We start from the raw sequence: 13,667 nt of genomic DNA on the forward strand, positions 1-13,667 counted from the left end.
CCAAGGGAAAGACTCGAGCCGAAAAGGAAAGTGCTGTGCAAACGTACGACGTCGTCATCGTGGGATCGGGATTCGGAGCATTGGCCGCCGCCAAGTCTCTGGGCAAGGCCGGTGTGACGTTCTCGCTGATCTCCAGCACCACCGAGCACCTCTTTCAGCCACTGCTTTACCAGGCCGCCACCGGAATGCTCTCGACGGGTGAAATCGCCCCGCCGATCCGGCGCATCCTCTCGCAGTACGACTCCGCCGACGTCCGTCTCGGACGTGTCGTCGATGTCGATCCCGAGGCTCACCAGGTCACCTACATCGGTGCCGGGCAGAGTCACACCATCGGCTTCGGTCGCCTCATCGTCGCAACCGGTGCCACCCAGGCGTACTTCGGCCGCGACGAGTTCAAGGACCGCACGTTCGCGCTCAAGACGGTGGACGACGCGATCGCGCTCCGTGAGCAAATCCTGAGCTGCTACGAGACCGCGCACATGACGACCGATCCGGCCGCCCGCAAGGAGTTGCTGAGCTTCGTCGTCGTCGGTGCAGGCGCGACGGGCGTCGAATTGGCCGGCCAGATCAGGGATCTCGCGCACCGGTACTTCGCCGGCTCGTTCCCCGACATCGACCCGGGCGACGTCACCGTCACCCTCGTCGACGGTGTGAAGGAAGTTCTCCCCGCGTTCGGCGGCAAGCTCAGCGCATACGCCCGCACGAAGCTCGAGAAGTCCGGCGTCGACGTCGTCACCGGGGCCATGGTCACCGACATCGCCGACGACGTCGTCACGGTGCAGGATGTCGACACCAAGACTTCGCGTACCTACCCGGCCAAGACCGTCATCTGGTCGGCGGGCGTTCAGGCGAGCGAGCTGGCAGCGACGATCGCCGAGCGCACCGGATGTGAAACCGACCGTGCCGGACGCCTTCTCGTACACGCCGACCTGACGGTCGGCTCGGCGAAGGACATCTACGCGATCGGCGACGTGACGTCGTTGAACAAGCTCCCCGGACAGTCACCGGTGGCGATGCAGCAGGGCAGGCACGTTGCGAAGATGATCATCGGGAAGGTCGACGCCGGAAAGCCGTTCGAATACACCGACAAGGGCAGCATGTCGATCGTCGGCCGATTCAGTGCTGTGGCACGGCTGTTCGGCAAGGTCGACATGTCCGGTCCGATCGCCTGGCTCATGTGGCTCGCGGTGCACCTGATGTACCTGGTCGGCTTCCGAAACCGCTACGTTGCGGTGGTGTCGTGGATGACGTCGTACATCGGCGACAAGCGCCCGCACTTCCAGTACACCGACCACTCTGCCGCCACGATCGAACCGCGGGCCGAGGTCGCCAGCGAGACTGCGGACGACGAGGAGCGCAACGCGGCCTAGGTCGCAATACCGTTTCGGTAGGCCCAGATCACCACGTGCACTCGGGTATTGACGTCGAGTTTGCGGCAGATGTTGCCGATGTGGGTCTTCACGGTGCTCTGTTCGAGGTGCAGTGCCCGGGCGATCTCGTTGTTGCCCAGGCCCTGCGCCAACAGCTGCACCACTTCCATCTCGCGAAGGCTCAGATCGTGTTGCGGTGCAGCGGAAGTAGCTGGACCCGGCGCGCCCCGGCGGGCGAATTCGGCCATCAGACGCGGAGTCAATCGTGGTGACAACACCGCCCCGCCGCCGGCGACGGTGACCACCGCCTCGGCGAGTTCGTCGGGGTCGGTGTCCTTGAGCAAGAAGCCCGATGCCCCGCTGTCGAGGGCCGCGAACACGTACTCGTCGAGGTCGAACGTGGTGACGACGATGACGCGCACGGTGTCGAATCGGGCCACAATCTCTCGTGTTGCAGTCAACCCGTCGCCGTTCGGCATTCTGATGTCCATCAGCACGACATCGGGCTGCAGTGCCGAAACTTGCTGTATCGCATGCTTTCCCGATGTCGCCTGGCCGACGACGCGGATCTCGGGGCGACCGGCGAGGAACAGTCCGAATCCCTGCCGAACCACGGGTTGGTCGTCGGCGATGAGTACGGTGATCATGCGTGCGACTCCATCGCACCAGTACCCCGCACACCGGCACCGCGCTCAGAGATCGTTCCGCCGACGGGGATTCGAGCGCACACGGTCCACGTCGTTCGGTCGTCGGACGATCCTGCATCGAGGGTGCCGCCGAGCAACGCAGCCCGCTCCCGCATTCCGAGGATACCGAATCCCTGCCCCGAGGACTCACGCTGTTTCGAGCCATCCGACGGCATCGTATTGGTGACGGTCACCTCGACGACCGACGAACGAACGGTCACCTGCACGCGCACAGCGCAGTTCGGCGCGTGGCGTCGGGCGTTGGACAGAGATTCCTGAACGACGCGATAGCAGGCCAGTTGCACTGCACTGTCGGTGTCGACTGTGTCTCCGGCGACGATTCCCCCGATGTCTGTCTCGATGGACGCGAACGACATTCGTGATTGCTCGATCAGATCGGGGATGTCGGCAATCATCGGCTGCGGTGCGTTCTGGTTCACAGTGCTCGAGAGGTTCACAGTGCTCGAGTTGTTCACAGTGCTCGGGCGCAGGATGCCGACGATCTGGCGCAGGCTGTCGAGGGTGCGTTGGCCGTGTCCGATTGCGCCGGTGAGCAGTTCGCGGGCCTGCTCCGGCTCGCTCGCGATGAGCGTCTTCGATGCTTTGGCTTGAATGAGCATGCCGGTCAGGTGGTGGGCAGCGACGTCGTGGAGCTCGCGCGCCATGGTTCTCCGTTCGTTCTCGAGCGCCTCGTTCAGCCGTTGCCGGTGTTCGAGTTCGGCTCGATCGAGTGCAGCCTCGTTCTCGAGTTCCTGCGCCCGGTTCCGTGCGATGTATTTGCCCAGAGCGATGAGCACGGTGTAATTGATGGCCAGGTTCACGACCTGCTCGGCCACGACGCCGAGTGTGCCACCGGGTCCGGCTGTGGCATCGGGGAAGGACAGGCGGGTGTCGACGCTGACCACGATTTCGAGGATCAGCCCGACGGCGAGGGGTGCGAACAGGCGCGGCCCGGTCACGCGAATAGCCAAGGCGGCGATGGCAAACCAGTACAGCGGGGTGAACCCGAGGGTCCGGTCGGGCAGCATCAGAATCAGCGCCACACTGATCGCCACCACCGTCAGATACGACGTGATGGGAAAGGATCGGCGCACGCACGTCACCGCGGTCATCGCCAGCAGTGCAACGACACTCACCGCGATGAGGCGTGGGCTGCTGACGAGTTCGTCTCTGGTGTCGCCGACCATGCCCGTGGAGAGTTGGAACCCGGCGTAGACGAGCGTGGCCAGCAGCATCTCGATCGGCAACACCACGGGATTGCGCGGCCGCCACGCGGGTCTGAACCTGCGCAGCATCCTGGAACCAGCCGGCACCCGAGCACCACCCAGCATCAGAGTCGACTCCGTTCTCCTGCCGCTTCTTTCGAGCTCGAGTTCTTCTTGCCCACTACCCACAGCGGTCCGGTGACGAACCAGAAGAACGTGATGACGCCGAGTGGTTGGATCACGGTCTTCAGCGCTGTTGCCTGCTCAGAGTCTGCCACGGTGTACGCCAGTCCGTAGGTGATCACCAGAGCGATCGCCGCTGCACCCAGCCACTTCACGAATCCTCGGATCTCGTTGCGGTAGGCCTGCGGACCGGTCTTCGGAGGCTTCACCGGTGCGGGGCCGCCGGCGAATCGGTGCGCGAAGCGCACATCGAGCCAGGCCACCGTCGAGTGCGCGAACACGACCGTCCACCCGAGGTAGATGCCGGCGAGACGGTGGGCGAATTCGACCTCGCCGCCACGGTGCAGATCCAGTGCCACCGCAGCGATCAGGACGACATCGAGTACTGGGAGCAGGGCGAGGGTGACGGTGCTGGCGCGTCGCATCCGTGCCACGTAGCGCAGGGACAGGCCACCGATCACCAGTACCCAGAAGCCGACCTCGCAGATCGCGATGGTGAGCAGAATCGAATTGTTCATGGCCCCATCTCATCGCGGCCGACGTGCGCGCGACACCCCCACGGAGGCGTCGTACCTGGTGGTTCGGCCGAAGGTACGACGCTGCGCTCCACCGAAAGTCGTAGCCGAACGCGCTACTGTGGAATCACGCATACAGGACACGTAGGCAATACCAGGGAGTCCGCCATGGCAGGCAAGAAGATCGACAGAGTGCACGCACAGTCCGCGTTGGAGACGGTTCGCGAGAACCCCGGCATCGCATTGATCGCCGCCGCACCTGCGTTGGTGGTGTTGGCAGTGGTGTGGTGGCTGCTCGGGTTCCCCGCCGCGTTGATTCTGCTGATCGCAGTAGGCGGCGCCAGCTACCTCTACCTCAGGAACCGCTGACTACTGATCGGCGCGCGGGATGCAGAACTCGGTGATCGTGGCCGACCCTGCAACGAGCTCTGCCCATGATTTTTCGGTGGTGAGCACTGCGATCGCAGAAGTGGGGAAGCGGTGCCGAACCTCGCGGGCTACGTCGGTGTCGTCGTCTGCCGCCAATTCGAGTGCGGTCCACGGTATTCCGGGTTCGTGCCCGACGACCAGCAACGTCGATACGGTCACGTCGTCGAAGTACGTGTCGGCGAGGTGGATCTCGTCGATGATCTCGTCAGCCGATCCGCCGTAGATGTCTCGCTCGAATCGAGTGGGTGTGTCAGTGAGACCGGTGGCGGCGAGGGTTTCGCGAGTGCGCAGGGCCGTCGAACACAGCACTGCGTCGACGCGACCGACGTGCTCGGCGATCCAGGCTCCGGCCAGTGCCGCCTCACGTTGGCCGCGGGCGGCCAGGGGGCGTTCGTGATCCGGTACTCCGTCGGGGTAGCCGGATTTGCCGTGCCGCATCAGCACGAGGGTCCTAGTGGTCGCCATGCCGTCCACCGTAAACGGTCAGAGGCGCAGAATCGGGGACAACGTTCACCGGTTCCGGGAAGACGAACTTACGCATCGCCCACCATCGGAATGCGGTTGCCAGCAACGTGCCGATGATGGATCCGCTGACGAAGTCGGCAATGTTTTCGGTGAGGAAGGACACGTTCGGCGCACGCAGATCCAGCATATAACTGGACACCCACAGCGGTAGCTGGTTGATTGCCAGGCCGGTTCCGGCGACGGCGAAGAACAGCGCTGCCTCGTGGTGACGACGGCGTCCGCCACGGGCTGTGAACGACCATTCCCGGTTCAGGATGTACGACACGATCGTCGCGATCAGCACGGCCAGAACGTTCGCTGTCACCGGCTTGTCCTGCAGGATCATCCACTTCAGGCCGAAGAACAGGACGACGGTGACGACGAACGTGATCGCTCCGACGATGAGGAACTTGAGGGCCTCGGCGTGCTTGACGAGGGGCTCGAGCCAGCGCTGGGGAACGTGGTCGGTGAGGCGGTCGGACACATGCATCCCATCGACGTTACCTCGAGTAACGGATCCGGCCGGATTCGTCGTGGCTGCGAGGACGGCCTAAAGCCGCGTCTTCAGGTAGTCCCGCAACAACCGACGCACCTCGTCGGCCGTCAGTTGTTCGGGATACGTCACTGCCTGCAGCGTCAGCCCGTCGATGAAGGTATGCAGTTCGGCCGCTGCACGTTCGTCCGCGGTGCTGTCGAAGCTGAATGCGGGGGAGTTCGGTCGATCGAGATCGTGCAGGTGCGCCCACGCGAGGCGGCACAGATACCGGCTGCCGAACCACCCGGCCGTCTTGAGGACAGCGAGTCGCTCGTCGAATCTGGCACGCACGATCGCTTCCAGCCACACCGACGCCTCGACGCGGCGGTCCTGGTCGAGCGGGAGCATTTCCTCGAGTATGCGGACCGCGCGGGTGAGCCCATCGCCGTCGGCGGAGTGTGCTTCCAACCGATGCACGATGCGTTGCGTCATGGCCTCGGCTGCGAAGAGGACGAGTTCTCCCTGATCGGAGAAGTAGTACCGCAGCGATCCGGGGGAGACGCCGGCTTCGGCGGCGACGCTGCGGACAGTCGCCCCGTTCATGCCTGCTTGCTCGATCACGCGCCAGACGGCAGCGACGATCTCCGCCCGGCGTGCGTCGTGGTCGACGATCTTCGGCATCGCTCTGTTCTAGCACGAGGAAATTTTTTCACACAACTGTACTGAAATCCTGTTACGGTACAGCTGTGTTAATTCAGCTGGCCGGGTTCGCGGTGGTGGACAGCATCGGAGTCGGGACTCTTGCGGTTCCGCTGTGGATGATGCTGCGGCCGTCGTTTCGGGTTCGAGTGGTACTGCTGCACCTCGGCGTGCTGGGGCTGCTGTATCTCGGGGTCGGCATCACGCTGCTGACGGTGTTCCAAGACGTGACCCTTGCGTCTGTGGCCAATGCCGTGCCCGGAAATGCGTGGGTGCGGATGGCAGTGGGTGTCGTCGTCCTGGTTGCGGGGCTCGTCTGCGATCGACGGCGTCGACGCCCGAGCGGCACGTGGTGGATGCGGGCACCGGCGAGCGCGCGAGGGGTGGCCCTACTCGCTGTTGCAGTGGGCGCGGTCGAGGTGGCGACGATGTTGCCTTACTTTGCCGCGATCGACACGGTGGCCGCGTCCGGCCGGGGATGGGCGTTCTCGGTCTCGATTCTCGCGGTCTACGTGCTCATCACCCTGCTGCCGGCTCTGGGTCTGCTCGCTGTCAGAGTCGCTGCATCGCAACGGTTTCCGGCACTTCAGCGGCGTCTGATGCGTCGCGTCCAACGCTGGAGTCAGGACGTGGTGGGGACGGTACTGATCGTCGTGGGTGCTCTGCTGGTCGCAGATGCTGCCATCGAAATGAATCTGGTCTGACCCGATGAAAGGATGCACGTGAAAGCAGGAAGAATCCGAGCAACCGATGCGCGCAGCATCGTCATGATCGTCGTCGGCGCAGTGTTGGCACTGTTCTTCTGGGACCTGCGGGTGTTCTGGTTCCAGGGCGGCCCACTCGGCTGCGTCCTGATGGTCCTTGCTGTGGTCGACGTATGGGACTCGCGGCGCGCCACCGGCAGGCGCGGGATTGTCCGCGAGTTACGCGACGACATTTTCGGACGCGAGGGCATTTTGGGACGCGACGATTCGACCGACGCACCGGACTGCGATGGTCGACGGTGACTCACATCGCCGCCACGGTACTGAATTTTCGGTCCCCGCGTGATAAACAGGTCCGGGGGTCGACAGCTGTTCGATAACAGGCGATGCGGTGCTGAGTGGATGGTGGTGACCTGGTGGCGAGCAGTCTGGATGCGAATGCCATGGCTCACTCGCGTCGGCGTGGCCTGACTGCAGCCGGTACTACGTTGATGGTTCTGTGCCTGGTGGCCGGTTGGGGCGTCGTCTACTTCATCGGCCTGGTGGGTGCGCTGTGGCGATTCCGCGAGCCCAATGCGCCTGCGCCCGTCCTTACGCTGTCGGATCAATGGATGGACCTTGCGGTCGGCCTGGTTCAGGTGGCGGTAGGGGTCGCGGCGATCGCTGCGGTGTATTTCGTTCGGCGTCGCACGTTGCCCGCGGTATGGCCGATGCGTCGCGGTACTGCGCTCGAGGCGGCGATCACCTGGTGCGCTGCAATCGGTGCTGCGTCCGCATTGCTGCTCGTACTGTCTCGGATGGATGTGCTCCGCTTCAGCTTCTCGGTTCCGGCTTCGGTCGAATCCGATTGGCTTGCAGTAGTTTCGGCTCTAGCCGTGGGTCTGCGCGAGGAGCCGATCCTGGTGGCGCTTCCGGTGCTGCTGCTCGTCGGCAGGGTGCCGATCTGGGCCATCATGGCGTTGTCGGCGACGATGCGGGGCTTCCTCTATCTGTATTTCGGCGGTGGTGGCTTCCTCTGGGCGTTGTGCTGGGGCGCGGCGGCGGTGTGGGTGTTCTATCGCTACCGACGGCTGTGGGTGTTGATCGCCGTGCACGGTCTGGTGATGAACGTTCAGGTGTTCGATCGAGTGATTCCGTCCGACAACGCCGCAACGATCATGCAGTGGGTCAACATCCTGATCCTGTTCACCGCGCTGCTCTGGTGGCTGACCCCGAGGGCGCTCGAGGCGTTTCTGCCGAACACGGTGGCCGTTCGGTACGCAGATTCGACCGTCGAGGCAACACCCATGGTGGCCGAGGTCGTGCTCAATCCCGAGAAGCTCGATCCGGATGCACCCACACGAAACCCGCCCGTCAAGCCCTGACCCTCACTACTGGGTACCCGCGCGCACAGCGGCGCGCGTGCGATCCCGGACCGCAAGGCCGGCGGCGATCATCGGTTCTGTGGACCGCAAGCTGCGGCACAACACGAAGGCACCTTCGAGGCTCGTCAGGCATCCCAGAGCCAGGCTCCGACATACTTCGTGCGGCAGGCCGGTTTCGGCGAACCACTGTGTGAGGCCGTCGATCCAGCCGGTGAACACGGCTTCCGTTGCGAGACGCAATCGTTCGTTGGTACTGGCCACTTCGAGTGCGATGGTCTCGATGGAGCACGCCTCGGTGTAGTCGAGTTCGACCAACAACGTTGCCGCCGAGGCGAAAATCTCGGGTATCCCGTCCACGACATCGGTGACGGCGGCAAGTTGCCTGCCGACCAGGAGGCCGTAGCGCACGCCCTCGGCATGAATGACCTCTTCGCTGATCTGCTCTTTGCCGCCGGGGAAGTGGTGGTAGATGGAACCGAAGGGGGCGTTGGCCGCCGCAGCGATCTGTTTGAGTCCGGTCGCGGTCATGCCTTGACGCCGGTACAGCTCTGCGGTCGCGTCGAGAATTCGCGCGCGAGTGTCATTGGCCATGAATATCGTCCTTGCATCCGAGCCTTGCATCCGAGAGTGCCCCAGAGTACCTTCCGATTCACTAGAACGATCTATCCAGTGGAGGATCTGTGAAGCGAGTCGACCTGGCGGCTGGACCTATCGACTACCTCGACACCGGCGGTGACGGCCCGGTGGTGGTTTTCGGGCATGGACTGCTCATGAACGAGACTCAGTGGCGCAAAGTGATCCCACTTCTCGGGGGCTATCGCTGCATCGCTCCGACGCTGCCCTTGGGTGCCCATCGGAGCCCGATGAATCCGGACGCAGACCTCACGCAGCGTGGCATCGCCAGGATCATCGCCGATTTCCTCGACGCGCTCGACCTCACCGATGTCACGTTGGTCCTCAACGACAGCGGCGGCGGGCAATTCATCGTCTCCGACGGCCGCGCCGATCGAGTCGGGCGTCTGGTCCTGGCGTCATGCGAGGCGTTCGACAACTTTCCGCCGAAGCCCGCCCGGCCGGCAGTGGCGCTCTGTCGAGTTCCCGGTGGTACCTCGCTGTTTCTGAAACTCCTCGGCACACAGTTCGTCCGACACGACAAGCGCGCGTGGGGCGGGCTCAGCAAGCGCGGGATTCCCGACGAGGTGCTCGACGACTGGTTCGCGCCTGCGACGCGCAACGCGGAGATCCGCCGCGATCTACGGAAGTTCGCCACCGGCACTCCATCGCGAAAGACTTTGTTGGCGTGGGCCGCTCGACTCTCGACGTTCGACCGCCCGGTCCTCGTCGTCTGGGCGACAGAGGACCCGATGATGCCACTCGCTCATGCGGACAGGCTTCGGAAATTGTTCGCCGACGCACGTCAGGTGCTCGTCGACGACTCGTGGACGCTCATTCCGGAAGATCAGCCCGAACGGTTCGCTGCGGCGCTGCGCGAGTTCGTCCCGGCCGACCCGGCGCAGGTGACGTCTCGGTGATTCCATGGTCGGCCGAATGCGCGACGGATCGAGTATCTGCGCACGGTTGACGTCACGTCGATTTCTTGTCGGACCCTTCTCGTACTATCGAATGCATGTTCGATATCGGTGGGTGGGGGGTGGCGGAGACGCCGCCGGTCGATGACTGCATCGCGGGATTTCTCGATGTCATCGCGCTCAACCGTGTCCACGAGAACCTTGCTCGCGCCGCGACTGTGCTCGCGTACTGCGACGTGCTCGAGATGCGGCTCGAAGCAGCCGAAGCCGCCGGTGGAGATCCGGCCGAGACCGTCCGCGGTGCCTTGTGCGACTTGGCAGTGACGATGACCGGCACGCGTCGCGATGCGTCGGTGGTTCACGACGTCGCGGAGCGTCTGCATCGAATGCCGTTGACGGCCTTGCGTTTCGTGACCGGCAGCTTCGACTGGTCGACGGTGGTCACCATCACCTCGGTGTTGCATCGCGCCAGTGACGAGACGATCGCCGCAATCGAATTCGAGGTGTGTGCGGCGGGTGGGCGAATGCGCCCACAGGCCTTGAGGAACCGGATCTGGCGACTGTGGATGAAGGCCGATCCGGACGGTGCTGCGGCGGCTCGAGAATCGTCGAAGTCAGAGGAAGTCGGAGTGCGGATCGACCGAACCGGTCCCGGCGGTATCTCGTCGCTCATCGCGAAGATAACGGATCTGGAAGCGGCCGAGGCAGATGCGCTCATCGTCGAGATCGTCGGCACGGTCTGCAAGGACGATCCGCGGTCGACGGGGATGCTGCGGGCCGCCGGGTTGATGGCCTTGCTGCACGGCGAGCATTCTTTGGTCTGTGAGTGCGATCGCGGAGACGAGTGCCCGGTTGCCGGTGCCGCCGATGATCTCCCTCCTCGGCGTGGGCATCTCCTGCAGATCGTAGTGGCGGTGGAGACGCTGCTAGGGCTGTCCTCGGATCCGGCGACCCTGGCCGACGGGTCTCCCATCGATCCCGAGGTGGCGCGCATCGTCGCTACCGACGCGAAATGGCAGGCATTGCTGACCGAGCTGGTGGAGATGCTGAAGCCCGAACAGGACAATCCCGACGAGGTCGGGCGGAATGGCGAGAGCTCAAACGGCAAGAGCCCGAACGGCAAAAGCCCGAAGGGCAAGAACTCGAACGACGACACCCCGGATGACGATGGTCCTGACGATGACGACGGTCCTGATGACGACGGCGGTCCTGACGGAGATGGACCCGGCGGTTCTGACGGCGATGGACCCGGCAGTCCCGATGATGGGGGCGCTGGTTCCATCGGAAGCGACGACCCGGATGACGGTCGCGGTCCCTCGATCAAGGGCTCGAACCACTCGGCTGACCCACGTAATCGTGACGATCCCGAAAACCCTGACGATCCGGTCTTACCGTCTCCACCCGGCTTACTCCTGTTGCGCACAGTGGTGGGCATCGGCCGTGTGTGCGGTGCCGCCGAGCTTCCGTCCGTACGTCTTGCGGATGCCCACTGCCGCCCACACGCCGCCCCGATACTGGGGGAGGAGTCTGTCCGCGACGGGCTTGTTGCACGGTGGCTTGCCTGGATTGCCGAACAGCCCGAGCGTGCTCGCGGCATCTTTCCCGACGGTCATGGTGGCGAGTCCGATCCGTCGCAGTCGAGGGTGACGTATCGGCCGAGTGCCCGGGTCGCCGCGTTCGTTCGGGCTGCTTATCGCACGTGTACGTTCCCGAACTGCTCCGTGCCGTCGGCCCGGTGTCAGATCGATCATCTGGTTCCGTTCGATCACGACGATCCCGAGCGTGGCGGCTGGACGATCGTGACCAATCTTCAGCCGGTGTGCGTGTTCCATCATCAAGCCAAGACCTCGAAGGCCTGGTCGGCGGTGATGCTCGCCGGAGGGGCGATTCTGTGGTCGAACTCCGTCGGTCTACGTGCGGTCACGTTGCCGGACTTCTCGATCGCATCGCCTCCTCGACGCCGCCGTCGCCGGAAGAAGTCGGCCGAGACTTCGCTGTCCCCGTGCGAACCCACCCGATGGGAGCTCGAATTCAATGGATCTGCACCGCCGACGCTCGAGGACTTTCGTTGTGCATCAACGGAAAACGAGAGAAGGAAAGTTGCAGAGAAGAGGCGGGCTTACCTCGACCATTGCCGCGTCGTCCACGTCCGGGTTCGGGCCGATCGCAGTCGGTACGACCCCGCGCCCTTCTAGAACCTAGACCTGCAACGTGTGGTCGGAGCCGCGCACCTGCTACCTTGAACGCCGTTCAAGTCTTTGGGGTAGGTCACCGCCCCACTCCTCGAGGAGCCATCCGTGTCAGAAGTCGACAGCAGTACTCGTCCGCCGAGCCGTAAGGTCAACCGAATGAACGTCTCCGCCCGCGACATGGCGCAGATCGCAGTGTTCGCAGCACTCATCGCTGCACTCGGCCTGCCGGGATCGATCACGGTCGGGTTCTCGGGCGTCCCCATCACCCTGCAGACCCTCGGCATCATCCTGTCCGGGGCCATCCTCGGGCCCCGTAAGGGCACCGCTGCAGTCCTGGTGTTCCTCGCGCTGACGATGATCGGTCTGCCGTTGCTGGCCGGCGGACGCACCGGTCTCGCCGCCATGGCCGGGCCCACCGTCGGGTACCTCATCGGCTGGATCCCGGCAGCTTTCCTCATCGGCCTGCTCACAGCGCGCATCCTGCCGAAGTACTCGATCGTGCTCGGTCTGCTGATCAACGCGCTCGGTGGCATCGTGGTCGTCTACGCATTCGGCATCATCGGACTCGTTCTGCGAACCGACGTCGGAGTCTGGGCTGCGATCACCAGCAACGGGCCGTTCCTGCCCGGCGACATCGCCAAAGTCGTCGTCGCCTCTGTCGTCGCGAAGAGCGTCCACCGTGCGTACCCGGGCCTGATCAAGGCGTGACCCTGGAGCTGGGAGGTCGAGGCAACGGCACCGCCATCGTCTGGGCGGGTCGCGCGCTCACGCACGCGGACCTGGACGACGCCATCGAGCAGTGGCCTCACCTCCCGGTGCACGACGCATCAGCGCTGGATCTACCCGAGGCGTTGATCTGTGTGTTCGCCGCAGCGCGGCGGGGCAGCGCGGTCCGTGTGGAGGACCCGGCCGCCCGTCCCGAGCGCCCTGCGAACATCGATCCCGACGCATTCCTGCTGGTCGCGACCTCCGGCTCCACCGGACGCCCCAAGCCGCTGGAGCGCACCGCCGCGTCGTGGGTCGACAGCTTTCCCGAATTCACCGAGATCACAGACATCCGCCCCACCGATTCTGTACTGATCACTGGCCCGCTGCACGCCACGATGTACCTGTTCGCCGCGGTGCACGCACTGTGGCTGGGGGCTTGCGTCACCGACGATCCGGCCGCGGCCACCGTCGTGCATGCGGTGCCCGCTGTTCTTCGCGACGTCGTCGGCCGGATGCCCAACGTGCGGGTTGCCATCGCGGCCGGGGCAGGACTGGATTCAGCTGCGGTGCAATCGATCTCCGCGGGTGAGACACGGCTGGTCGACTACTACGGATCGGCTGAACTGTCGCTGGTGGCGGCGCGGGTGATGGGCGAACACTCGTCACTGCGTCTGCTCCGCGATGTCGAGGCGCGCATCGAGGACGGGTATCTGTTCGTCCGCTCGCCGTACTCGGCACTCGGCTCCACGGGCTGGTTCGGTGTCGGTGATCTGGCCGAGCTCCGTGGCCGCGACCTTCTCGTCCACGGCCGAGGGGATGCGGCGATCAATGTCGGCGGCACCACCGTCATCGCCGAGGACGCGGAGAACATCCTGACCGCACTCGACGGCGTTCGAGCCGCGGCTGCCATCGGGTCTCCCCATGCGATATTGGGCGAAACAGTCTGTGCTGTCGTCGAACTCGACGGGACTCGTGATCTCGACCGTATCCGCGCCGATGCCCGCGCGATCATGGCCAAAGAGGCTCTGCCGCGAAAGTGGACGGTGGTAGAGCAGCTGCCTCGTACCGCGAGCGGCAAGATCGCCCGAAAAGCCCTGCTGTGAA

Annotated in this window: 16 protein-coding genes; 9 read left to right on the plus strand and 7 right to left on the minus strand. The window is 64.4% G+C overall.

Features of this window, described 5'->3' with window-relative positions:
- Positions 1-35: 35 nt before the first annotated feature.
- A complete protein-coding gene (locus CH275_RS25835) occupies positions 36-1,370 on the plus strand; it encodes an NAD(P)/FAD-dependent oxidoreductase (protein WP_094680968.1) in 1,335 nt (444 codons plus the stop codon).
- Here CH275_RS25835 and CH275_RS25840 read toward each other — a convergent pair.
- Genes CH275_RS25840 through CH275_RS25850 form a run of 3 tightly spaced genes read right to left on the minus strand, consistent with a single transcriptional unit; the run spans position 1,367 to position 3,962 of the window.
- Complete coding sequence (locus CH275_RS25840) at positions 1,367-2,017, minus strand: response regulator (protein ID WP_094680969.1); 651 nt, start codon at positions 2,015-2,017, stop codon at positions 1,367-1,369. The genes CH275_RS25835 and CH275_RS25840 overlap by 4 nt on opposite strands.
- Positions 2,014-3,351, minus strand: a complete 1,338-nt coding sequence (locus tag CH275_RS25845) for a sensor histidine kinase (RefSeq protein ID WP_179276350.1) — start codon at positions 3,349-3,351, stop codon at positions 2,014-2,016. Before CH275_RS25845 ends, CH275_RS25840 begins: the two co-directional genes overlap by 4 nt.
- Positions 3,352-3,386: 35 nt before the next feature.
- Complete coding sequence (locus CH275_RS25850; protein WP_094680971.1) at positions 3,387-3,962, minus strand: hypothetical protein; 576 nt, start codon at positions 3,960-3,962, stop codon at positions 3,387-3,389.
- Positions 3,963-4,127: 165 nt separating this feature from the next.
- Here CH275_RS25850 and CH275_RS25855 point away from each other — a divergent pair, with 165 nt between their 5' ends.
- Entirely contained in the window at positions 4,128-4,328 is a 201-nt protein-coding gene (locus CH275_RS25855) for a hypothetical protein (protein ID WP_094680972.1), read from the plus strand.
- Here CH275_RS25855 and CH275_RS25860 read toward each other — a convergent pair whose 3' ends face one another.
- The 3 genes from CH275_RS25860 to CH275_RS25870 are packed head-to-tail and all read right to left on the minus strand — an operon-like array spanning position 4,329 to position 6,048.
- A complete protein-coding gene (locus CH275_RS25860; RefSeq protein ID WP_094681144.1) occupies positions 4,329-4,853 on the minus strand; it encodes a SixA phosphatase family protein in 525 nt (174 codons plus the stop codon).
- A complete protein-coding gene (locus tag CH275_RS25865) occupies positions 4,840-5,382 on the minus strand; it encodes a GtrA family protein (RefSeq protein ID WP_094680973.1) in 543 nt (180 codons plus the stop codon). Before CH275_RS25865 ends, CH275_RS25860 begins: the two co-directional genes overlap by 14 nt.
- Positions 5,383-5,442: 60 nt before the next feature.
- Complete coding sequence (locus CH275_RS25870; protein WP_094680974.1) at positions 5,443-6,048, minus strand: TetR/AcrR family transcriptional regulator; 606 nt, start codon at positions 6,046-6,048, stop codon at positions 5,443-5,445.
- 65 nt (positions 6,049-6,113) lie between these two features.
- Between CH275_RS25870 and CH275_RS25875 the strand changes: the two genes are divergently transcribed.
- The 3 genes from CH275_RS25875 to CH275_RS25885 all read left to right on the plus strand — a co-directional run bounded on the left by CH275_RS25875 (position 6,114) and on the right by CH275_RS25885 (position 8,134).
- Positions 6,114-6,770, plus strand: a complete 657-nt coding sequence (locus tag CH275_RS25875) for a GAP family protein (RefSeq protein WP_179276351.1) — start codon at positions 6,114-6,116, stop codon at positions 6,768-6,770.
- 18 nt (positions 6,771-6,788) lie between these two features.
- Complete coding sequence (locus CH275_RS25880; protein WP_218828820.1) at positions 6,789-7,073, plus strand: hypothetical protein; 285 nt, start codon at positions 6,789-6,791, stop codon at positions 7,071-7,073.
- A gap of 113 nt (positions 7,074-7,186) precedes the next feature.
- On the plus strand, positions 7,187-8,134 hold the full coding sequence (locus CH275_RS25885) for a CPBP family intramembrane glutamic endopeptidase (protein WP_094681146.1): 948 nt from the start codon (positions 7,187-7,189) through the stop codon (positions 8,132-8,134).
- A gap of 6 nt (positions 8,135-8,140) precedes the next feature.
- Here the strand turns inward: CH275_RS25885 and CH275_RS25890 are convergent, their stop codons facing one another.
- Positions 8,141-8,725 carry a TetR/AcrR family transcriptional regulator gene (locus tag CH275_RS25890; protein ID WP_094680975.1) on the minus strand — a complete coding sequence of 195 codons (585 nt, stop codon included), beginning with the start codon at positions 8,723-8,725 and terminating at the stop codon, positions 8,141-8,143.
- An 89-nt stretch (positions 8,726-8,814) separates the two neighbouring features.
- On the opposite strand from CH275_RS25890, the gene CH275_RS25895 reads away from it, so the two are divergent.
- From CH275_RS25895 to CH275_RS25910, 4 genes are all read left to right on the plus strand, one after another.
- A complete protein-coding gene (locus CH275_RS25895; protein ID WP_094680976.1) occupies positions 8,815-9,666 on the plus strand; it encodes an alpha/beta fold hydrolase in 852 nt (283 codons plus the stop codon).
- Positions 9,667-9,761: 95 nt separating this feature from the next.
- Positions 9,762-11,858, plus strand: a complete 2,097-nt coding sequence (locus tag CH275_RS25900; RefSeq protein WP_094680977.1) for an HNH endonuclease signature motif containing protein — start codon at positions 9,762-9,764, stop codon at positions 11,856-11,858.
- Positions 11,859-12,032: 174 nt separating this feature from the next.
- Positions 12,033-12,563, plus strand: a complete 531-nt coding sequence (locus tag CH275_RS25905; RefSeq protein WP_094681147.1) for a biotin transporter BioY — start codon at positions 12,033-12,035, stop codon at positions 12,561-12,563.
- The gene (locus tag CH275_RS25910; RefSeq protein WP_094680978.1) at positions 12,560-13,666 is read left to right on the plus strand and encodes an AMP-binding enzyme; all 1,107 of its coding nucleotides are present in this window, start codon (positions 12,560-12,562) and stop codon (positions 13,664-13,666) included. The genes CH275_RS25905 and CH275_RS25910 overlap by 4 nt, the downstream gene beginning before the upstream one ends.
- Position 13,667 lies beyond the last annotated feature (1 nt).

The organism is Rhodococcus sp. 06-235-1A, assembly GCF_002258785.1.
In the GTDB taxonomy this organism is placed as follows: Bacteria; Actinomycetota; Actinomycetes; order Mycobacteriales; family Mycobacteriaceae; genus Rhodococcoides.